Here is a 21067-nt window from a genome sequence, read left to right as displayed (position 1 = left end):
ATCCCTCTGTGTGCGCATCCGGTTATAAGCACAATTCCATCACCTTCGTCAATGACAAGGTTTAATTCTTCTTCAAAAAAGTCCCTAACGTGTTCGTTGTGCTTTATAATCTGAAAATTAGGGTCTGGCTCTTCGAATTTGTTTCTCATCCATGCAGGTCCAAAGGCATAAATAGAATTGGTTATTTTGATGAGTTTGTCTTTGGCAATTACAAATTCGAACGCATCTTTTATGGCTTCCCAGTCTATTCCAGTGAATCTCTCACCACTGTATTTTGGTAAAAATGAATCTTTTCTGAGATAGACTTTGATTTTCTTGCCGAGAGAAGTTAGATATTTCAACCCGCCTGCGTGGTCGTAGTGACCGTGGCTAATGACAATATACTCTACCTTCGTAAGGTCTTTACCGAGAACACTCGCATTTTTGATGAATACATCAGTTGTACCGGTGTCAAATAGCACAGTTGGCTCCCCTGTTTTTTCAACCAGTAAAGAAAAGCCGTGCTCGGAGTGGAGTGGCGGTTGAAGAATATCATCGCAAAGGATTGTCAAATTAGTAGACCCAAGGTTAATTGATGAACTGTTGGTTTGCACTTTTAAGCCTCCTCGTGGGTATTTCATTAATACAATTATACTACTTTCAGAAATAATGGTGCCCCATACGGGGCACCGTTTGTTGGATTGGTGAAAAAATTACAAATTACCTTGTTCTTTTTACTCTTCAGCCTCCTGCTCGGGTTCAACGTAGAGAATCACACTTATTTTTCCATTGATTATATCTGAGTAGATATCCTTGTCGTAATAGAGTATATCTACAATATCGCTTGGTTCGACATCGTATTGTGAAACGTCAAAATGGATAACAACATAAACCGTTCCGTCGTTCATGACAGCACTTTTTACCTCGAAGTAGACTGGTATGTAATCGATATAGCCATAGTCGTACAAGTCTTCCAAAGTAACTTCTTGTGCTCCTTGGTCATAAATGTAATCGGCACATGCATTGAATATTTTGACTATCTCATCTGCTATTTGGTGTTCAAGGTCGGAATAGCTGATTTCTTCTGCTGTGTATTCTTCTTCGTATTCTTCCTCATATTCTTCTTCGTAGTATTCTTCTTCGTACTCCTCCTCGTAATCTTCTTCGTATTCCTCGTCCCATTCTTCATCCCATTCTTCACTCCATTCCTCGTCTTCTTCGTATTCCCATTCCTCTTCAGATGTTTCATCAAAATATGGTTCCACTACTTCTTCGAACTTTTCAATGAACCAGGCTAAGTTATCAAACTCTCCAGTTATTGACAAATTGCCGTTGTCCAAAATTTCGGATTTTATGCTCAGTGTTGCCGAACTTTCTTCATCAGAGTAATTCATGTAGAGTATAAACGAGGCGTTTTCGGTTATCGACTTCAGCAAGGCTTTGTCTATCTCGGCTGGGTATATATTTATTTTTTGATTTTCGACAATTACTTCATACCCCATGGTTGAGAGTTGATTTTTCAATAGTGATGCTATAAATTTCGCATCTTGTTCGTTTTCTGGCTTGTATATACCTGATAATGTGAAGTATCCATCAAAGGTTGCGGAAAATGCAATTGAGTTAAAGATGTCTAAGAATTCGAATACTTTCTGTATTTCTTCGGGAATATCCATATCCAAATTGCTACTTAACAAAGAGAGGTCTGCAATGTCACTTGTGTCTAATGCAAGAATAACGTTAGCTCCTTCCAGATAGGAAACTCCTTTCAAGATACCTCTTCTGGTAAGTACTAGTTTTTTCTCGTAGTCAGAAAATGCTTTATTAATCGTCATGTTTAAGCTATAGTTTTCACCTTTCTTGGTGATAACAAGTTCATCGGAAACAGGAATGCCAAAATAATCTCCAAACGTGTATAAGAGTTCGCCTATGAGTGATTTTTTGTATGTCTTAAAGTAAGCTATAACGTCATCTTTTGGTGATAGAGATATACTTGAAATTTTGGCATTAAGCATGTCCTTAGTGAACATGGAAACATCTTTGTTGAAGCATAGATAAATATTATCTTTTGAACGTATGATGTTCAGTTTTCTGTTACCAACTGTGACCACCGACGGTTCGTTCATTGTTAGCTTCGGAATTTGGACACTGGCATCAAATATGTAACTAATCAAAAACTCCAAACTCTTGTCTCCAATTTTTCCCGGGAGAACTATACCTATTGGTGAACCGATTAACACTTTAAGTGAAAAATCTTCAAGTTCTTCAAGAATTGAAAGGTTTAGAGCACTACCGAATGAAAGTTTTCCATACACAGAGATTATTGGGGTAATACCAGCATCTTGGAGAACAGTTGCCAGTTCTTGGTCACCGATGTTACTGAGGTTAAGGTACATAACGAAATCGGAGTTTCCTGGAACGGATATGGTGATAGCGAATAGGTAGAATGTCGAAAACAGTATGCTGAAAACAACCGTCAAAATAAACTTTCTTGCCATACAAATTCCCCCTTTCTATAGGGTTTGAAACTGACTTTGTTTTGTGAACAATTTGAAGCCGTCTACCCGCTTATGATTCAGGTTAAAACAAACAGTGTAACTTAATTATACCATTAGTTTTTAAATTTTTTACGACTACCTTATGTAAATAAAATAACTAAAAGTCCTGGGAAAAACCCAGGACTTTTTTGTTCTTTCTCCAGATCTTTATTTATCTTGTTTTTTCTCAAATGCATCAAGCGCTTCTAAAACGAGAGTTATGTAAGCAAGCGCTGGTCCACCACCCATTAAGCCTGCAACTTTTGCTGCTTCAAGAATTTCTTCACGAGTTGCTCCTGCATCAAGAGCGTTCTTTGTGTGGACAGCGATACAATAGGAACACCTTTCAGAAACGGCAATAGCTACCGCTATCAATGCTTTTTGTTTAGCACTTAAAGCTCCTGGCTTTTCGGCTTCTTTGAAGAAGTTCATAAATGCATCAACATATGCCTTGTCAGTCTTTGCAAGTTCTTTCATGGTGTTCATAAAGTCATTCACAGATTTTCGCGCATCCATTTTTGATACCTCCAGTCTTTCAGTTTGCGTTGTACATGTTAATTTTATCACAGATAATAGATTAGGCAAGACTAAGGTTGTTATTGTAGACTTATCGTAATATAGTCTTAACAGCCTATATATTTGATTCTTTTATGGTAAAATAGTCTTTGCATGTGCCAATCAATAGCTACACTCGTAGGAGTTGACGGTTATGATAACAACAATCCTCGGTGGTTTACTGTTGTTAGGAAAAACTATTATTCTTTTTTTTGTTACCATGTTTGAGTCGTTGAGGAACGAAGGATTGGGACTCATTTCACTACTGATTTTTCTTCTAACTGGTTTATTGGTATTTGAAGGGTACAGAGAAATTAGAAATAGGATAAGTTCAGATAAGGATAGGAAAGATAATGATACTGAACGGTGGTTACATAAGTTTGCTGATTTCATGTCAGTAGTGGTAGGTGCGGTAGTTACTTTCTATCTAAATAATCACGTCGGACTGGGTGCGGTTGTTGCTGCCGGAATTGTTGGAATTCTTGGTTTTGTTGTTGCATCAAAATATGAAGTGCCTATTTATTGTGGTAGCTTTGTAGGAATGAGTTCAGCAAATGTATATGACTTCGAACATCTGTTAATAGCTTCCGTACTTGCCGGGATAATTTTTGTCATTACTAAGCGTATATTCAAAGGATTTGGAGGTAAGCTTGGGACTATAGCGCTCCTTGGTGCCGTTTTAAGTGCTGTTATCACTGGGCGAGAATTTACAAAAAGTTCGTTGCCTGGATGGGAAGTAGGGCTTTTGATAATGATTTTTGCTATAATCGGAATTTTGGCAACATATTTATTGAATGTACGTTATGGAAAAAGTCCTGTGCTAAGTTCAGCAACAGTTGGACTCATCGGAGGACTTGTCTTACCTGAAATATTTCCAGAGATAGGTCAGATTTTGGCATTGGTTGTTATCTGTGCTTCGTTTGCTGGGATGTCAAGTAAGGAGAGACTACCAAATGAGTTTTACGCAGTTATGGCTGGGATGTTTTGTGGTATTATCTTCATCTTCAGTGCACCGTATTTCGGAGGTGCGGGTGGAAAGCTTGGAACAATAGCATTCGGGGCGGTTATTGCAGTGGCAGCACTCAGGAGATTGGGATTTTTGTTGAGAAAGTAAATTTCAGGGCTAATAGTTAAAAAGAAAAGGTCTGGGAAAGCACCCAGACCTTTTATTTAGTATCTTTTATTCAGCATTTTGTACAGATTTTTACAAGGGCATCGAGTGCTGCTGCATTTATTGGGTAAGTCACAGGTGAAGCGGTCACGAGTGGATGAGTAGCGACTTGCATAGTGTTGAGTTCGTTGGCCGTAAGACCTTTTTGGATAGCAAGACTTAGTATATTAATCATTTCTCCAACACTATCGCCTCCAACTACTTGAGCACCTATGAGAACTCCTGATGTTCTTGAGAAGATGAGTTTAACTTCGATTTTCTTTGCACCTGGTAAAGAACCCGGATGTCTATCCATAGAGACGGCTTTTCCGATTACATAATCAAATCCATCTTCTTTTGCAAACCTTTCGATTATACCAGCAACTCCGTAAGTCTTATCAAATATCTTTGTGGAGAATGCACTTACAGTGCCTCTGTTTTCTCTAATGAACTTGATATCATACAGATTAGCTGCTGCAATTTTTGCTTCCATAGCGGCAGTTGATGCAAGAAGTATAGGAACATGTCTACTGGTGAAGAAGTCTCTTTTAAGTGCACAGTCACCAACAGCAAAGATGTCTGGAGAACTTGTTCTCATGTATTCATCAACTACTATGGCGCCCTTTCTTGTTAAATCAAGCCCCAATTGTTTAGCAAGCTCTGTGTTTGGCGTGACACCCATCGATAGGATAACAGCTTCTGCTTTGACTCTTTCTCCACTTTCAAATTCCACTTCTTCTACCTTGCCACTGCCAAGAATTGCTTTGACTTTCGTTCCCAGTTTGAGTGTGACACCATGGCTTTCAAGGTCTTGTTCTGCTATCGCTGCGAATTCATCATCGAACGCTTGCCAAAGTATCTTGTGGGCTATTTCAACAAGTGTTACGTTCTTACCGGCAAGTGCAAGTTGCTCAGCAAATTCCACACCGATAAAACCAGCACCGATTATAACAACGTCCTTAATCTCTTTGAGTTTGTTAAGCATGTTTGAGAGGTATTCTTCATCTTTTATAATCGGAAAAACGTTTTCAAGGTCATGTCCAGGTAGCCATTTTGGAATAACTGGCAGTGAACCTGTTGCAAGAACAAGTTTATCCCATTTGATTTCTTCTCCACTCTTCAAAACTGCTACTTTCCTGTCTTTGTCAATGCTAATAACCTCGTCTATGATTAGTTCAACACCTGCATTTTTAACCATCTCATCAGGAATTCTGTTTTTTGAAGTGTCGTAGAGAGTTCCAAAGATGTAAGGAATCCCGCAAGGAACCATAACTGTTTTGTTCTTTCTTACCATGACAACCTTCTTGTCTGGATAGATTCTTTTTGCAGTTGTCGCTGTCAGTATTCCACCTGCACTCCCACCGATTACTAAAATGTCTGTTTCAAGCATAAAAACTCCTCCTTTTTCAAGTAGATACAATTAACTGTTTATCACTTTAATACTCAACGAAGTTTAAGCTATACTTCTTACATATAGTTGTGTGTTAACCTATCGACTACTAAATGCTGTTTTCTTGGCTATCCAGTTCTTTATTATAACCTTATTTTATTGTATCAGTGATTTTCTTTTTGTCGATAGATATTGTCTATTTTTTCACAATTACACACCCAAAAGTCCCTCAGCTAATGGTGAGTAAGTCTCTTATCTTGGATACCAGAAATAGCGACTAAACCGCATGCATCTAGGATGAAAGTAATTAACTGGTGTTTCGTGGTCGCCCAAAAGTAATTACACCATATTGTTCAAGATGGGATGGTTATCCGAGACGGAGTTCTACAAGAAAGTGTGTTAGTGCTTACTAAGTTGTTTTCGTTTGTGTGATTAGAGTGCTATACAAAACTGACATAGTAATCTCAAGTAGATTAGTTATCTGATTTTAATTAGCTATATCTAATCCACTTCCTGTTTTGTATGTTGCTGTGTATTTTATAATCTACATAGTCTTACTTAATTACATAATATATGACTACATACTTCTAATGTATTTTCCGTCTGACAAGAATGGTATTTGAAAAATGCTATTACTTAACACGCCTTCTTGAACGTTAAAAGACGGTGCTAAAATTCTTTAGTTCTTGTAAGTGTTGAATTTCCAGACTTCTTTTGGTAGATAAATAAACATAAGGATTTTCCAATGCTTTATTTTTTTCAATTTTTTCAAAATCTTCGCAACTCCGATAATCTCATACTGTCTTCAACAGATTTCCTGTATCATTCTCAGGTGCCCGTATTCTGTCTTTTCAGAATATGCTTACTCGATTTACACTATTTAATGGCTTTCGTTTAGTTTCGGCGTTGGTTCAGAAAGCCAACTGGTCAATTGAAACGTCCTGAGCATAGGATGTAAAATATAACTTTTTCGGATATGAGGACTTATATTTAAAAAATCATTTATTTATGCGCTTTTATGATGGTTCAGTAACGGGTGAAAAATGCAATATAAGAAACCTTATATTGCATTTTTTGACTTTTGTGAGAAAGCCATCAGAAAACCTTGTTTCGAACAACACTTCAAACACCTACCAAAACTTCGTCCTTTTTATTTGGCTTATAACACACTCTGTGAGAAAATCACAATAGTTTTCTCAACCCCCTCCTGCAAACAACGTTGTAGACCGTTTTAAGAGCAAACGTTCAAAGTATGTTTATTAATGATATTCTTAGAACTCGGTTGTAAAAAACCCCTGTTCATGTTTATGGGTAAAGCTCGTGATGGTATAATGTAATTGATTTTGTAAAAACGGGAGTCCAGTTAGTGCTATGATTGGCCCGTGCTTTTGTGGGCTATATATCTTTTGAAACAGGATTTACACACCTGTACAAGTTTTGTCTTAGAAGCATATGGAGGTAGTAAGGACTAAATGTGTTATTATGATAATCTACAAGTTGTATATACGTAGTAAGTCAATGGAGGCTAAGTATTGCAAAGGCACCTTACCAAGCATTGTTAAGAGTAGTGGATAAGTAGTACAAAACAATATTAGAAATGCCTAAGTGTATATTGTGTAGCTTTAGCAGTTAGTTTGTAGGAGCATGTGGTTTAGTTAATCTTAATTCGAAGGCAAGGCTTAAGAAGGGATAGTGGAATTTCAAATACCGGTAATCCTGTTGAGTGTGGTGCAATCTCGTAGTCCTCGTAGTAAATTTGGAGCGATTCTTTTGTAACGGTAAACGGTCGTTTGGTTATGTCGTCTTCGTTGATGTATTCAACCGACTCTGGGAAGAATTCTTCTTTTCGACTGATTACTTGCTTAGTGATAAAATCTTTAATTGTTTTTTCGTAATTGCATGTGTCAGAGAAAATATCCTCCAATGTAAGGAAGTTTGAATTTTTGAGGTCAATGTTGTACGTATCGAACGTGGTAATTCCATGAGCGCCACCTGTAAATGTGTAGTAGTATATTACCAAGCTCACAAAATCTTTAGATTTAAACTTCACCTCTGTTGAGATATAGACTTCATATTTGGTTTGCAGTATTCCATCCTTTGCTGCTTGGTGTGCAGCTTCTTTAATTTCTTCAACTATATTCCTGACCTTTTCTTGTATTTTACTGTTCAAAATGTTTTCAAAGTTAAGATTATATGTATTTCGGAACTTTGGGATTTGTATGTGGACTTTTACAAATTCTGTTTCTGTGTTAGTTTCCACAAGTTCGACAACTTCGGCTTTCATTTTGAGTAAATAAGTGGTAATTGCTAATAGGAATAAGAGTGCTAAAACTATCAGCCTCGAATCAAATTTGTTTTCCATATAAGTTCCTCCCCTTTAGGTATTTTGTTCAGCTTATATACTATACACTATTCTTTGGGTGTTATGACAACTGAATACACGTCAAACCTTGCATTTATCTTGAGGAAAATAAAATCGCAGGCTGAACTCAGCCTGCTCTGTATGACAAGAGTGTTTCATCCTTTAGAAATGTAAAATCAAAATTGTCCGTACTGTGGTGTTGTTTCTTCTCCTGGTTCCACATCTGCAGGTTGTTCTATTCCTGGTTCTTCTAAAGCCGGTTCTACGTTCTCATTTTTTGTTTCTATTGTTTTCTGCTGCAGTTGTTCTAAAGATGTGAGGCTACCACCGTTTTCGAGTGTTTTTAACACATCGTAAGACTTTGTTGTCCAGTTTTCGCCATTATAGAATAGTTGAACAACTTTTACCTGACCAGCGGGTTCAACCGCAAATGTTATTTGCAAGTTGTCACTTGTGTAGAGGACTCTATCGTTGTTTCTGTCAATTTTCCAACCTTTTGGTCCCAGTATCTCTTCGTACGTCTTCGATATGAAGATGGAATTTTTTACAAGTTCAATCAAGTTGTTACCTAAAGTGTCAACTTTGAAGATTTTGGAGACTATGTAGTCTGATACCTCGTCAATGACAGTAATTCCGTCCATATACATACTTTCGAGCACAGGTTCGCGACCAAAGTAAAGGTCAAAAACGAAGGTGAAGTTCCAGTTCTTCGTTCCGTATTTCCCAATGCCTGTCAATACGACTCTGTCCTTTTCTTTATCATACGACCATGTAGGATTTTTCAGGTAACTTCTGAAAGCTTCTTCGTTACTTGTAAAACTTGAGTACTTCACAATCTTGCCAGATTTAACTTTTTGTACTTTGTCGACTTCTTCTGAACTTATACCTTTAGCAAATATCTTGTTGGTTAAAACATCAAAATCTTCTTCCTTACCATTAAGCGTGGCTTTGGCAAGATAAACACCATCTTTTTTAAAGATAAACTCCATATAGAATTCATCGTTCTTTTTGGTTTGTGCTGTAACAAGTAATTTTACACTATCGATAAAGTATTCTATATTCCATTGGTCATTCACAACATATTCTGTGAAGAGTTCTCCAAACGTATTTGTTGAATTCGGAATCCTTGTTGAGAATATGATTTGCTTGTACCTGTCAAGATCTTTGTTCTTATCGATATTAGAATATCTGCTATACAAGTATGACACTAAGTAAGGTATATTCTCTTTATCCACATCCTGACCGTTCAACAAAGCATAAGCCACAATAATTTCTCCGTTTTCGTCTATCTTGAAACCAACTGTTATAACCACTTCTTTGCCATCTATAACATCCATTCCGTTAAATTCTACCATTTTTCTGCTCTCATCTTTTATCGTCCACCTTGCGTTGCTTAGCTTTGAGAATGCTTCACCGATTGATACTCCGGGATAATCTTTCAAAAAGCTATTTTTTACAACTTCAAGAAGGTCATATTCTATGGATTTTTTGTAAATCTTGGCAAGGAAAATTCTCTTTTCAACATCGCTAAGTAACTTGCCATTCACGAAGACTTTCTCAGCAACTACTCTTATTTTGCCACTAACCTTGCTAATGTTGTACACGATTTGTATCGTGTTTCCAAGCTCGTCCTTTCCAATCAAGACCACATACTCTCGTCCGTTTTCTTGGAAATAATCATAGCCAATATCGCTTAGATAATTCAACACGCTCTTAGGGTCTGAAGATTCAAAGTCTGCGATGGGTTGGGTTAAGACCAAGTTATAGAACGCCTTTGCGTAGATTTTTTTATACACCTCTTCGAGATTTTGGCTAATTTGGTTACCAACAGCGATACTCATCAAACCTTCCTTCGTTACACGAGCAGTATATACGTTACTCATTTCGTCTATACCTGTTATAGTGACTATACCAAAACCAAAAGGTTGAATTGAAACGTTCTTGAATGCATTTTCGAAAGTTTCCCTTATTGTAAGTACTTTGAAATCGCCGTAGTACTTATCAACCATCCCTTTAAGTGAGTTGTAGTAGACTAAGGCTGAGAGTATAACAACGACGATTCCTATTAAAACTACTGATAAGAACGTATACCTCCGGCCCTTTTTAATATTGTACCTTCTCACTTATCATACCCCCTTGCATGGAAGGAACGCGTTATTGACTTCTAAGATATATTATACACTTCTTCGGGGAATTTTTAACTAACGCAGTTTGAACATCAATTTTCTCCTCTGTTGATGACCCTCTTGAAAAAATACAACTTATGTGTTAAAATTTCGAAGGTACAAAGATACTGTATGTGGGGCCGTAGCTCAGCTGGGAGAGCGCTACCTTCGCACGGTAGAGGCCGTGGGTTCAAATCCCATCGGCTCCACCAAAATTAAAAGCCCTGGGGAATCCAGGGCTTTGCTCTTTCTTTTATTGACTTTATTTCTTATTTCCGAACCTTCTAACCCATTCTTGCGCAATGAATGCGGCAACGTCTTCGGCAAATGTTCCGGGACCGAAACCGGCATCGAATCCAAGTTCTTTTGCAAGCTCGTGGGTAATTCTTGGACCACCTACGATAGCTATTACTTTATCTCTAATTCCTTCCGCCTCAAGTAATTCTATGAGATGGGTTAGGTTCTTTATATGTATGTTTTTCTGCGTTACTGTTTGTGAAACAAGTAGAGCATCGGCTTTCACTTCTATAGCCTTCGCAACAAATTCCTCGTTTGGCACTTGGCTTCCCATGTTGTATACTTCAAACATCTTGTATCTCTCAAGCCCGTAATGACCGGCAAAACCTTTCATGTTAAGAATAGCATCGAGCCCAACTGTATGTGCATCTGTTCCGGTTGTTGCACCGACGACTACGAGCTTTCTTCCAATGTTTTTTTCAATAAACTCGTCTATCTCTTCCATCGTCATTTTATGAACCTCTACCTTTGGCACTTTAATAGCAGTGAAATCTACAGTGTGTACACAGTCACCATACCCTATGAAAAACGTGAACCCTGGTGTAAGTTGATAGTGGTAAACAATCATGGGGTTGTCTAAACCCATCTTTTTCATGAGTTGTTTTGCCGCTTCTACAGCTTCATCACAATCTGGAACAGGTAATGTAAAGCTGACTTGAACTTTACCATCGTTCATTGTATCTCCATATGGCTTTATGGCTTTTAAATTCAAGGTTTTATCGAAATCTTTTTTCTCAAGTGAATAGAGTCCTCCACTCATCTTTTTCACCTCACAGGTCTAATTGCTTTTTGAGCATCTTTTCAACAAACGGGTTGTAGTAATGTTTTCCTTTTTCGAAGACTCCGTCAAGCCCTTTTCCACCTTTTATCGGACGTTTTGTATTAGCGAAGACACCTTTTTCGAGTGATTTGAATAAACCATCTTCTCTCATCTTTTCCAACAGTTCTATCGCTTGTTCGAGTACTTGTTGAGCTCTTCTTTGGATTATTCCTCCGGGCTTGAAAATAACTTCATCGCCTATGTTACGCATGTTGTTGAATATGTACTTTGCTGTATCGATAGCCACATATCTGTCTGAAAGGAACGGTGTGTGTATGGCTTCTGTCATCATTCCGAGTAGTTGGATACCTTGTTTTGTCCAAACACCAACAACATTGAACATGGCGTCTTGGACAAGACCGCGGAAGATGTTACCGGTCATGAATCTTGTTGGAGGCATGTATTTAAGAGGCGCTTTTGGGAAAAGTTCTCTTGATAACTGTGCTTGAGCCAATTCGTACAAAAATCCGTTTTCCAGTGATGGGTCCATCTCAAATGCGTGCCCAAGTCCCATCTGCTCCTCAGGAATACCTGCAAGTAACGCGAGTTGTTCGTTGATTAGTTGTGAGGAGATTACAGTATAACCTTGTTCGTAAGCATCCGCAGTTGTTAGGTAGTTATCTTCGCCTGTGTTGATAATAATCCCAGCATACCCGAGTATAATTCTGGAAAAGTACTGGTCAACCATTGTTCTTATCATATTTATGTCCCTAAATAGGATACCATACAACGCGTCGTTTAGCATTACATCAAGTCTCTCCAAGGCGCCAAGTGCTGCAATTTCTGGCATACATAGACCTGAACTATAATTTGTTTGTCTGATATACCTTTTTACCTCTCTTGCCACTTCGTCAAGTGCTTTTCTCATTATTCTGAAGTTCTCTTGTGTTGCGTATGTCCCACCAAACCCTTCCGTTGTTGCTCCGTAAGGCACGTAGTCCAGCAAACTCTGGGCAGTTGACCTGATAACTGCAATGATATCTGCTCCTTGTCTTACTGCTGCTTGTGCTTGTACAACGTCTTCGTATATGTTTCCAGTTGCGACGATAACGTATATATAAGGTTGTGGTGGGTCTCCCAGTTCTTCAAGCATCTTTTGCCGTTCGGCTTTTTTCTCATCAATTATTTTAATTGCCTTGTCAGATAACTCATCGACAACTCCTTTAATGTCATCAATATTGTGCATCGGTAATTTCGTGAGATCGAGTTTATCGGCAGCAACGGCTTCAGCAATTTCTTGAGGAGTCATACCTGTCTCAAGCACAGCATTACCGATGTATAACGCAACACCATTTTCTAAAGCCCCTCTTTCTTTCAGATGGTCAACAACAACGTTTGGTAATGGCACACCTTCCTCGTTAATTCCATCTATTCCAAAGAACCTACAAATGGTCCTTTCAACACTAACGGTTGAGTATTTTTGAACAAAGTTAACAACATCAACAGCGATATCTCTTGCCAGTTGCCGGGCTTTTTCCACCCTTTTCGGATCTATCCCCAGTTTGCTTTCAAAATGCTCCATCGATTTTTCCCTCCCTACCAGTAGGTTCTAATTGTCTTCTATTATTTTTATTCTTCGGAATGTCTGTCTAAGAGTTTCAAAGCTTGCGATACTATATCTTTGCTCACACCCAACAAATCCATCACTCTTATAGCTTCTTTTGGAACACTCTTTCCATCATCAGGGATGAGTTCATAATCCATCAGTTCTTGTATGTCGTTAAATGATTGGATGTTTTCCAGCGCATCTTCCTTTAACCCTTTAACTCTGAAACGCGTATGGCATTCAACATCATCGAAATGAGTAACTATCACTACGAAGCTTTTTGTTTCTTCAAAGCATTTTACAAGTGCGTTAACTATAGCCGTACCTTCGTATGGGTTTGTGGTTCTCGCGGGCTCGTCTATCAGTATGAGTGCAGAGGTATTCTGAGAATTTCTGTACGCGCTATCAATTAAAGTTATTTCTGAAGCAAACGACGAAAGTCCACTCAATGGACGCTGAAAATCTTCAGTTATAAGCGCTATGAGTTCCAAAAATGGAAGTTCTGCATATTTTGCCGGTACAAAAAATCCTAAGAGTGCCATGTATTGGATTAATGCAACAGTTCTCAAAACCACACTTTTACCTGACATATTGGCTCCAACAATCACAGTGACCCCACGCTTAATCGTCACATCAACGGGTTGGTAGCTTTTGCCATGTTTCGCAAGCTCGTCTTTTAATTGAGGGTTAAACATTTCAGTTATTTGTATGTTTTGGAGCTCGTGGTCTTTACTATACAGAATTGGCTTTGAAAGTTCTAACTCTATTGATAGCTTAGCTTTTGCAAGTATGATATCGAGATATCTAATCTTCTGAAGTGCTTCTTCCAATAAATCAGCGAAATTCCAAAGTTTTTTAGATAGCCTTTCTAATACTTCGTTTTCTACACTTCTTTCCTGCTCTGTTAATTGAAGAACGACGTCTTCAATACTTTCTCGTTCTTTTAAATTATCATCCTTTGCATTTTTCTTTTGTAATAACTCTCTTTTCTGTTTCCTGATTTGAGAAAGACGTTCGTCGTAAGCATCGTAGATGTAAAACGTGGGGAGTCTGAGACGCTCAGGGTCAAGAAGGTTTATTACTTCTTCTAAATCGGGCAATGAAAAACGCTCGTTACTAGAAAACACCTGCTGGGTTTTATTTCTGATTTCCTGTGCAACAAGAACGAAATTCTTCAATTCGAATAGTTCTATCTCATCAAGTATTTCGTTGTTTGTTATTTTCTCTATCGTTCTCGAAACATCAAGAATGCATTCTAAATCATGTTCAATATCAGCAATTAGTTTAGCTTCACCTTCAATCAAGCGTATAACAAATGCAGTGTCATCAAAGTGCTCGATTATATGCTCATAACTTAATGGTTGAATGTGTTTGAAATATCTTTGCCCAATATGTGTTTTGGGATTAAGTCTGCTTTTAATATACTCAAAACCAGTTAGTCTTTCAAAATCTTCCCTTTTGGAAGGAATTGTTTTAAGTGACATCAGAGAACTCACCCACTTCAACTGGTCAAATATTCTTGACTGTTTCTAATTTCACATCGATTACAGGAGCATCGACATGTTTCTTAAGTTCTTCGATAATTTCATGTGAATTTAAAACATACCCTGTTGGTGAAAACGGGTTAACTGTGATACCTATTATGTTTGCACCTTTCAATACTCTTATTGTCGGCTTGTACTTCATATAGCTTTCATACGAAACAAAAATCTTCGTGAAATCCCTAACTATTATTTCATCAATACCCTTGGTGCTTAGAAATCTCAAGACATTATCTGTAAGTGCCCCAGGAATGTATATCTTTTTAGTATCCTCACCTAAACTTATTTCAAAGACTTTACTAAGCTGAAGTGCCGATTCAATACCCAAATCTTTCCAATCCCCACTTTGGAATACATGAACGGTATTAGCCGTAACCAATCTTTCTTTGTCTTGCATGCATGCTTCAGATAACTGACAGAGTGAGTATATGTATCGGGTATATTTTACTATTTCCCTTTTATCCAAAGAATAGGCTGCGCCTGTTGCAAGAACTATACCATCGGCGATAAATGGTGTTGCCTGACTAAAGCGAGAAAGTGCACCATCAATGATAACAATGTCTGAGTGTTCTTTCAACAACCTTACAGTTTCTTCCATCCATGTAGCTGTTGGTGGTCCTGAGAGCACGACTTTTCCCGGCTCTAATGCTTTTGCGATGATAACACGCCCAGTTGGTGTATGCTGATGTGAAACATGGATGATTTCTGAAAGCACTGTTTTTCTTTTGAAAAATAGTTCGGTTGTTGTGTATACAAAACCGTAATCCACATACACAGATGGTTTAAATGTACCGAAAACTAAATCTTTTTCCTCTCCATCTGTACCTATGGATGTTAGTGCTAATCTCTTCTGAGGGCTTACATGCTTTACAATAAAGTTCAGCGTTTCTGTTTTGCCCGTGTTTTTTTCAAGCCCAATGATAGCAATGACTTTCCTTTTTAGGATTTCGTTAATAAGCTTTTCAAAATCACTTCCGTTTTCTACTTTTTCTATTCCAACCATATCGTCCTTAAATCTTTACCAGTGCCTCACCCTCTATAGCATTTTCACCATTTTCTTTTACAACATAGGTTTCCAAGAGCACTCTTCGTTTTTCTCTATCAATTTCTTTGACTATCAGCTTTACAGTGACCTCTTCTCCAATGTAAACAGGTCTTTTAAACTTGGCGTTTTGCATCAAGTAAATTGTCCCTGCTCCCGGGAATTCCATGCCAAGAACAGATGAGATAATTCCAAGTGAAAGAATGCCGTGCGCTATCCTCCCACCAAAGATGGTATTCTTGGCGTATTCTTCGTCAAGATGCACAGGGTTTTTATCACCGGTAGCTTCGGCAAAGAGTTTAACCATCTCATCTGTTACAACTCTCTTCACCTCGTAAACCTGACCAATGTAAATATCATCAATGTTCATTTTTTGCTCCTCCTTTTTTCTCTTTCCATTCCTTAATCCTTTCATGTCTTTCAAGGTGCGCCGGTTCGATACTTATCTTTTTGTCTGTAAATAGACTAGCAACACCTGAGAATTGGTATTTCGCCCTGTATTCTGAGTCATCAACGTCACTAGTGGTATCTTCAGGCTCGTGGTAAGCAACGATGACACCTTCGTAGTTTCTCAGTATGACCGTGTGGTCGGACATGGATATGACGTAGTTTGGCATGACCCTTATCTTTCCACCACCCGCAGGTGCATCAACAACAAAGGAAGGCACACAAAAACCGGATGTGTGACCTATGAGCGCTTCCATTATTTCTAAACCTTTCTTTATCGAGGTTCTGAAATGTGTTAATCCCATAGATAAGTCACATTGGTAAATGTAGTATGGTCTGACCCTTATTTTTACAAGCTGGTGGACCAGCTCCATCATGATGTATGGACTGTCGTTTATACCTCTCAAAAGCACGGTTTGGTTACCTAACGGTATACCTGCATCAGCCAACATCTCACATGCCCTTGATGATTCAGGTGTTATTTCTTTTGGGTGGTTAAAGTGTGTATTTAACCAAATTGGATGGTATTTTTTAAGCATGTTGGTTAATTCCGGAGTCACGATTTGTGGTAAGACAACAGGTGCTCTTGTTCCTATTCTTATTACCTCAACATGTTTAATTTTTCTGAGTTCTTTAAGAATGTATTCAAGCATCTCTACTCCAACCAGTAGAGCGTCTCCACCGGACAAAAGCACATCTCTTACCTGAGGTGTTTCTCTAATGTACTCAATCATGGCATCGATTTCCTGCTTTGTTCTTGCCCGGTCGTGTTGACCTGCAAATCTTCTACGTGTACAGTGTCTACAGTACATTGAGCACATATCGGTAATAAGCATCAAAACTCTGTCAGGATACCTGTGAGTAAGACCAGGCACAGGCGAGTCCTCATCCTCGTGGAGCGGGTCTGTCATATCCCATGGAGATACGTAAAGTTCTTTTGCTGTTGGAACAGCTTGACGTCTTATTGGACATTTTGGATTATCTGGGTCCATTAAACTTGCGTAATATGGTGTTATCGCCATTCTCAGAGTTTTCAAAGCGTTCCTTACACCTTCTTCTTCCTCGGGTGTAAGGTTTATAACCTGCTTTAGTGTATCGACATCCATTATCCTATTTCTCAGTTGCCATTTCCAATCATTCCATTCTTCTTCCGTAACGTTTCTCCAAAGTGGAATTTCTTTAAAATACCTTGCCATCTTTAGGATACCTCCTGTCATATTAGACATACAGTTTCTCAAACAGTTCTCTTATCTTCTTTGATTCCCTGAGTATATTTAACGCCACTTCTGCATGGCCTTTCGTGTACCCATTTCCTATTATCATCGTCACATCTTTCCCTACACCTTCAGCACCGAGTGCTGCTCTTGTGAAAGATGTTGCCATACTGAAGAAGTAAACAATACCTTCATCTTTTGTGATAAGAATTGAGGACATTTCGGTAGCTGGTACATTGACGTTGTTGATTACTACATCACAGTACTGTCCACCGGTAACTTCCATAACTTTCTGATAAACTTCAACCGGCTTTGTAGCATCCGCTATAATAACATGGTGTGCAAGACCGAGTTCTTCTACTCTTTTTGCGTTCTCTGGTGAGTATTCGACAACTATGACCTTCCCATCTTTACTAACGGCTTTCATCGCTTCATACGCGCAAAGTACACCTGATTTTCCACCGCCACCAATAATACAGACTGTCATCCCTGGTTTGACCAACTTGCGTGTTTGGGCTGGAGCACCTGCTACGTCTAAAACCGCTAACGCGAGTTTTTCTGGTATGTCATCGGGCAACTTAGCGTAAATACCACTTTCGAATAGGATTGCTTTACCTTCTATGTCCACTTGGTCGGTGTCAACATTTACATTAAGTATCTTATCTATCCTCAAAGGAGTGAGCGATAAAGAAACGAGTGTTGCTATCTTGTCTCCAACCTTTAGGTCTGTTGGAAAGTCTGGACCTATTTCTTCAACAACACCTATCAACATACCACCTGAACCTGTTACTGGGTTTTGCAATTTTCCACGTTCGGCAACGATTTTTAGTATAGTATCCTTGATACACTCCACATTCCCATGGCATGATTCTTTAATTTGCGTGAAGCTGGCGGAATCTACGTTTAGGGTCTTGACATCGATTAGCAGCTCGTTAGTGTAGATTTCCATGGTGTTATCAATTTTCGTTGCTGCTTGAGGAAGAGTCCCTTTTGGTTCAATAACCCTGTGTGTTCCAAATGGACATCCTTTAATGTTTTTCATACTGATACCTCCTGAAAAATCTATTCGGTTATTGTTTCTTAATCCCCAATATTCTTCTTGCTTCATCAGGTGTGGCGATTTCTCTATCAACTTCTCTCGCTATCCTCACTATCCTTTCAACAAGCTGTGCATTACTTTTCGCAAGTTCACCTTTTCTGTAATAAATGTTGTCCTCAAAACCTACCCTTACATGTCCCCCCATAACTATTGCATGGACGGCTAATGGAAGTTCGTACCTACCAATCCCCGCCACCGACCATGTGCAACCTTGTGGTATTTTTTTGACTAAGAACAGCAAATCCTCGATAGTTCCAGTCATTGCACCAGGAACACCCAAAACAAAATCAAAATGGAGTGGCAGTTCCAACAATCCCTTTTTAACAAGCCTCAAAGCGTTTTCTATCATACCTGGTTCGAATATTTCTATCTCTGGTTTGATGCCTTTTTCTTTCATAGTCTTGGCAAGTAGTTCCATAAACGATGGAGAGTTCATGAAGACATCGTTTCCAAAGTTGCAAGAACCAGCAGAAAGCGTAGCCATTTCTGGCATAGCATCTAAGCATTGAATTCGTTCTTCAGGTGTGTGCCACACAGCTCCACCTGTTGAAAACTGTATGATTATGTCACATTTTTCTTGGATTTTTCGTTTAATCTCGGCATAAACTTCCTTTGATTGAGTAGGAGTTCCATCCGGTAATCTTGCATGTATATGTGCAATAGATGCTCCAGCTTGCCAGCATCTGTAAACTTCTTCTGCAATTTCATCTGGTGTTATCGGCAGGTTAGGTTGTTGTTCTCTTGTTACTTCTGCTCCCGTGACTGCGACTGTAATAATCAACTTTTCCATAGGTTTTCACCTCGCAAATTACCAAATTGCCTATAAAGTCTTTGGTTCACTTTATCATTCTTCATGGTTGTATCTCTGTTTATCTTTTGGAACAACACAAGTTCCGCTCGCTTTACAAACAAGAATTGGCTCATCCAAAACCTCAGCTGCACTATCATTTATGTCTGGTCTTGAACGAATGACCTTGTAAGCTTCAAACTTCATCTTTCTTGAAGTGCGACCAACCTCGACAATTTCCCCGTAGGCTTCGATATAGTCACCGGCAAAGACTGGAGCAAGAAACTCTATGTTGTCATACGCCCTGAAAAGTCCTTCATCCCCATCGTATCTGATTAAGAGTTCAGTAGCCACGTCTCCAAAGAGCTGCAAAATTCTAGCACCGTCAACTAAGTTTCCTCCATAGTGTGCATCTGCTTGGCTCATACGAACCCTAATCATTGCTTTCGGCAACGGTGATTTCTTTGCGTTTTCCATTTTCTCATCCCCTACATCAAATCTTGGATTAAAACTTCTTCAAGTTTTCGGAGACTATCAATTTAGCTTCTGTCAATTTCAGTACTTCTTCAAGTGTTGTTTCTTCGGCTATTTCTTCAAGCACGAGCCCTTCATCAGTTGGCCTTATAACGGCAAGTTCTGTCACTATGAGGTCAACTCGTCGTATTGAAGTTAGTGGCAGTGTGCACTTTTTAACTATTTTTGGTTCACCCTTTGCTGTATGGGTCATAGCAACGATAACACGTTTTGCACCTGTAACTAAGTCCATTGCACCGCCCATTCCTGGTATCATCTTGCCAGGTATCATCCAGTTTGCAAGGTGACCTTCTTCATCGACCTGAAGGCCCCCAAGGACAGTTACGTCCAGATGACCACCACGAATCATCGCGAATGAAAATGCACTATCGAAAGTCATAGCTCCTGGCAGTGCGGTAACAAATCCTGCACCTGCATTCGTTAAATCTTTATTCTCAAAGCCTTTCTCAGGTTCTGGTCCCATTCCAATTATTCCATTCTCGCTCTGGAAAAAGACATGCACACCTTTTGGTATATAATTAGCTACGAGAGTTGGGAGTCCAATACCAAGGTTTACGAGGTCACCCTCTTTTAATTCTTGAGCGACCCTTCTTGCTATCTTTTCTTTTGGGTCAACTGGCATATCACTTCACCCCCTGAGAAACTACGACGTAATCTACAATAACTCCAGGTGTTCTTATCTCGTTGGGTGCCAAGGCTCCCACAGGCACGATTTCCTCAACTTCAACAATTACAATTTCAGCAGCCATAGCCATCAGCGGGTTGAAATTCTCGGCTGTAAAGTTGTAAACAAGGTTACCGTAATAGTCACACTTCTTAGCTTTGATTAATGCAATGTCTGCTTTTAAAGGCAATTCAAGCAAATATTTCTTTCCTTCAATTTCAATAATCTGCTTGCCATTCTCAACAACAGTTCCCACGCCGGTAGGTGTAAGTATACCACCCAGACCTGCCCCACCCGCTCTAATACGCTCTGCCAAAGTACCCTGCGGAACGAGTTCTACTTCCAACTCTCCTGCTATCATCTGCCTCTGCGTCTCTGGATTTGTTCCTATGTGTGAGACTATAACTTTCTTGCACAGTTTGTTTTTAACAAGTTTTCCAACTCCGCGGTCTTCAAAAGCAGTATCGTTGGCTATTACTGTGAGATTCCCAATACCTTTTTCAACGATTTTGTCTATTATCCCTTCTGGAGTGCCTACTCCCAGAAATCCTCCAATCATAACTGTGCTACCAGGCTTGACAAACTCAACTGCTTCGTCAAAGGATATTACCTTCAAGTTCATTCCCTCCTTTCGAAACACAAAGTGCTAATTTTTTCAATATTCAGTATATCATTCTTAAGAAGCTCTTTCTAACGTTGGAAACTAGAAATTTCTAATGCATACTCAAGGAAGAAAGAGATTTCCAAAGGAAAGAAAGAAAAAGAGCAATCACAAACGCTTAGGAAGAATCGAGTTGGATTTGGAAGAAGTTTAATGTACTGTTTGTAACAGTGGCTATCAAAAAAAAGCAAAAGTAGGAAAAGAACGAGTCATCACAGTACATGCTATAATTAATACTGAAAAAGGTAGAACAATACTTGGACCTTCGTGTGAATAATGT

At 38.9% G+C, this 21067-nt stretch carries 18 protein-coding genes and 1 tRNA gene; 2 read left to right on the top strand and 17 right to left on the bottom strand.

The features are described 5' to 3' along the window. The 3 genes from AC3M61_RS04670 to AC3M61_RS04660 all read right to left on the bottom strand — a co-directional run. The coding region (locus tag AC3M61_RS04670) for an MBL fold metallo-hydrolase (protein ID WP_500779727.1) at positions 1–593 on the bottom strand (593 nt) is incomplete at its 3' end. A 120-nt stretch (positions 594–713) separates the two neighbouring features. Beyond that, a complete protein-coding gene (locus AC3M61_RS04665; protein WP_500779726.1) occupies positions 714–2474 on the bottom strand; it encodes a hypothetical protein in 1761 nt (586 codons plus the stop codon). 207 nt (positions 2475–2681) lie between these two features. Beyond that, entirely contained in the window at positions 2682–3029 is a 348-nt protein-coding gene (locus AC3M61_RS04660; protein ID WP_500779725.1) for a carboxymuconolactone decarboxylase family protein, read from the bottom strand. Between the two features lie 193 nt (positions 3030–3222). Here AC3M61_RS04660 and AC3M61_RS04655 point away from each other — a divergent pair, with 193 nt between their 5' ends. Beyond that, positions 3223–4182 (top strand): hypothetical protein, encoded by a 960-nt coding sequence (locus AC3M61_RS04655; RefSeq protein WP_500779724.1) that lies wholly within the window; start codon positions 3223–3225, stop codon positions 4180–4182. 70 nt (positions 4183–4252) lie between these two features. Here AC3M61_RS04655 and AC3M61_RS04650 read toward each other — a convergent pair whose 3' ends face one another. From AC3M61_RS04650 to AC3M61_RS04640, 3 genes are all read right to left on the bottom strand, one after another. After that, positions 4253–5608 (bottom strand): FAD-dependent oxidoreductase, encoded by a 1356-nt coding sequence (locus AC3M61_RS04650; RefSeq protein ID WP_500779723.1) that lies wholly within the window; start codon positions 5606–5608, stop codon positions 4253–4255. A gap of 1651 nt (positions 5609–7259) precedes the next feature. Further along, positions 7260–7970 (bottom strand): DUF3298 and DUF4163 domain-containing protein, encoded by a 711-nt coding sequence (locus tag AC3M61_RS04645; RefSeq protein WP_500779722.1) that lies wholly within the window; start codon positions 7968–7970, stop codon positions 7260–7262. Positions 7971–8146: 176 nt separating this feature from the next. Continuing rightward, positions 8147–10093 carry a hypothetical protein gene (locus AC3M61_RS04640; RefSeq protein WP_500779721.1) on the bottom strand — a complete coding sequence of 649 codons (1947 nt, stop codon included), beginning with the start codon at positions 10091–10093 and terminating at the stop codon, positions 8147–8149. Positions 10094–10271: 178 nt separating this feature from the next. On the opposite strand from AC3M61_RS04640, the gene AC3M61_RS04635 reads away from it, so the two are divergent. Continuing rightward, positions 10272–10347, top strand: a tRNA-Ala gene (locus AC3M61_RS04635). 50 nt (positions 10348–10397) lie between these two features. Here AC3M61_RS04635 and kamE read toward each other — a convergent pair. From kamE to atoD, 11 genes are read right to left on the bottom strand one after another with little or no spacing between them, the layout of a single operon-like run. Next, positions 10398–11192: a lysine 5,6-aminomutase subunit beta gene (kamE, locus tag AC3M61_RS04630; RefSeq protein ID WP_500779720.1), complete on the bottom strand. Its 795-nt coding sequence runs from the start codon at positions 11190–11192 to the stop codon at positions 10398–10400. Positions 11193–11202: 10 nt separating this feature from the next. After that, the gene (gene kamD / locus AC3M61_RS04625; protein ID WP_500779719.1) at positions 11203–12774 is read right to left on the bottom strand and encodes a lysine 5,6-aminomutase subunit alpha; all 1572 of its coding nucleotides are present in this window, start codon (positions 12772–12774) and stop codon (positions 11203–11205) included. A 47-nt stretch (positions 12775–12821) separates the two neighbouring features. Continuing rightward, positions 12822–14282 (bottom strand): lysine 5,6-aminomutase reactivase ATPase KamC, encoded by a 1461-nt coding sequence (gene kamC / locus AC3M61_RS04620; protein WP_500779718.1) that lies wholly within the window; start codon positions 14280–14282, stop codon positions 12822–12824. Between the two features lie 25 nt (positions 14283–14307). Further along, positions 14308–15342, bottom strand: coding sequence for a lysine 5,6-aminomutase reactivase subunit KamB (gene kamB / locus AC3M61_RS04615; RefSeq protein WP_500779717.1), 1035 nt, complete (start codon positions 15340–15342; stop codon positions 14308–14310). Between the two features lie 7 nt (positions 15343–15349). Next, on the bottom strand, positions 15350–15751 hold the full coding sequence (locus tag AC3M61_RS04610) for a MaoC family dehydratase (protein WP_500779716.1): 402 nt from the start codon (positions 15749–15751) through the stop codon (positions 15350–15352). Continuing rightward, positions 15741–17024, bottom strand: a complete 1284-nt coding sequence (gene kamA / locus AC3M61_RS04605) for a lysine 2,3-aminomutase (protein ID WP_500779715.1) — start codon at positions 17022–17024, stop codon at positions 15741–15743. The genes AC3M61_RS04610 and kamA overlap by 11 nt, the downstream gene beginning before the upstream one ends. 22 nt (positions 17025–17046) lie before the next feature. Next, on the bottom strand, positions 17047–18084 hold the full coding sequence (gene kdd / locus AC3M61_RS04600; protein ID WP_500779714.1) for an L-erythro-3,5-diaminohexanoate dehydrogenase: 1038 nt from the start codon (positions 18082–18084) through the stop codon (positions 17047–17049). A 28-nt stretch (positions 18085–18112) separates the two neighbouring features. Next, positions 18113–18931: a 3-keto-5-aminohexanoate cleavage enzyme gene (gene kce / locus AC3M61_RS04595; protein ID WP_500779713.1), complete on the bottom strand. Its 819-nt coding sequence runs from the start codon at positions 18929–18931 to the stop codon at positions 18113–18115. Positions 18932–18985: 54 nt separating this feature from the next. Beyond that, positions 18986–19405, bottom strand: a complete 420-nt coding sequence (gene kal / locus AC3M61_RS04590) for a 3-aminobutyryl-CoA ammonia lyase (protein ID WP_500779712.1) — start codon at positions 19403–19405, stop codon at positions 18986–18988. A gap of 28 nt (positions 19406–19433) precedes the next feature. Then, a complete protein-coding gene (locus AC3M61_RS04585; RefSeq protein WP_448376413.1) occupies positions 19434–20084 on the bottom strand; it encodes a 3-oxoacid CoA-transferase subunit B in 651 nt (216 codons plus the stop codon). A 1-nt stretch (position 20085) separates the two neighbouring features. Beyond that, positions 20086–20748 (bottom strand): acetate CoA-transferase subunit alpha, encoded by a 663-nt coding sequence (atoD, locus tag AC3M61_RS04580; protein ID WP_500779711.1) that lies wholly within the window; start codon positions 20746–20748, stop codon positions 20086–20088. Positions 20749–21067 lie beyond the last annotated feature (319 nt).

The organism is Fervidobacterium sp. (assembly GCF_059913585.1).
This window is presented reverse-complemented; position numbering and strand designations above follow the sequence as displayed.

What these genes read in the sequence shown, in the direction of transcription:
- kal (WP_500779712.1), bottom strand. Translation starts at nt 19,405, where the DNA reads ATGGAAAACGCAAAGAAATCACCGTTGCCGAAAGCAATGATTAGGGTT.
- AC3M61_RS04645 (WP_500779722.1), bottom strand. Translation starts at nt 7,970, where the DNA reads ATGGAAAACAAATTTGATTCGAGGCTGATAGTTTTAGCACTCTTATTC.
- AC3M61_RS04585 (WP_448376413.1), bottom strand. Translation starts at nt 20,084, where the DNA reads ATGCCAGTTGACCCAAAAGAAAAGATAGCAAGAAGGGTCGCTCAAGAA.
- kamD (WP_500779719.1), bottom strand. Translation starts at nt 12,774, where the DNA reads ATGGAGCATTTTGAAAGCAAACTGGGGATAGATCCGAAAAGGGTGGAA.
- AC3M61_RS04665 (WP_500779726.1), bottom strand. Translation starts at nt 2,474, where the DNA reads ATGGCAAGAAAGTTTATTTTGACGGTTGTTTTCAGCATACTGTTTTCG.
- kce (WP_500779713.1), bottom strand. Translation starts at nt 18,931, where the DNA reads ATGGAAAAGTTGATTATTACAGTCGCAGTCACGGGAGCAGAAGTAACA.
- AC3M61_RS04650 (WP_500779723.1), bottom strand. Translation starts at nt 5,608, where the DNA reads ATGCTTGAAACAGACATTTTAGTAATCGGTGGGAGTGCAGGTGGAATA.
- kamE (WP_500779720.1), bottom strand. Translation starts at nt 11,192, where the DNA reads ATGAGTGGAGGACTCTATTCACTTGAGAAAAAAGATTTCGATAAAACC.
- kamA (WP_500779715.1), bottom strand. Translation starts at nt 17,024, where the DNA reads ATGGCAAGGTATTTTAAAGAAATTCCACTTTGGAGAAACGTTACGGAA.
- kdd (WP_500779714.1), bottom strand. Translation starts at nt 18,084, where the DNA reads ATGAAAAACATTAAAGGATGTCCATTTGGAACACACAGGGTTATTGAA.
- kamB (WP_500779717.1), bottom strand. Translation starts at nt 15,342, where the DNA reads ATGGTTGGAATAGAAAAAGTAGAAAACGGAAGTGATTTTGAAAAGCTT.
- kamC (WP_500779718.1), bottom strand. Translation starts at nt 14,282, where the DNA reads ATGTCACTTAAAACAATTCCTTCCAAAAGGGAAGATTTTGAAAGACTA.
- AC3M61_RS04660 (WP_500779725.1), bottom strand. Translation starts at nt 3,029, where the DNA reads ATGGATGCGCGAAAATCTGTGAATGACTTTATGAACACCATGAAAGAA.
- AC3M61_RS04655 (WP_500779724.1), top strand. Translation starts at nt 3,223, where the DNA reads ATGATAACAACAATCCTCGGTGGTTTACTGTTGTTAGGAAAAACTATT.
- atoD (WP_500779711.1), bottom strand. Translation starts at nt 20,748, where the DNA reads ATGAACTTGAAGGTAATATCCTTTGACGAAGCAGTTGAGTTTGTCAAG.
- AC3M61_RS04610 (WP_500779716.1), bottom strand. Translation starts at nt 15,751, where the DNA reads ATGAACATTGATGATATTTACATTGGTCAGGTTTACGAGGTGAAGAGA.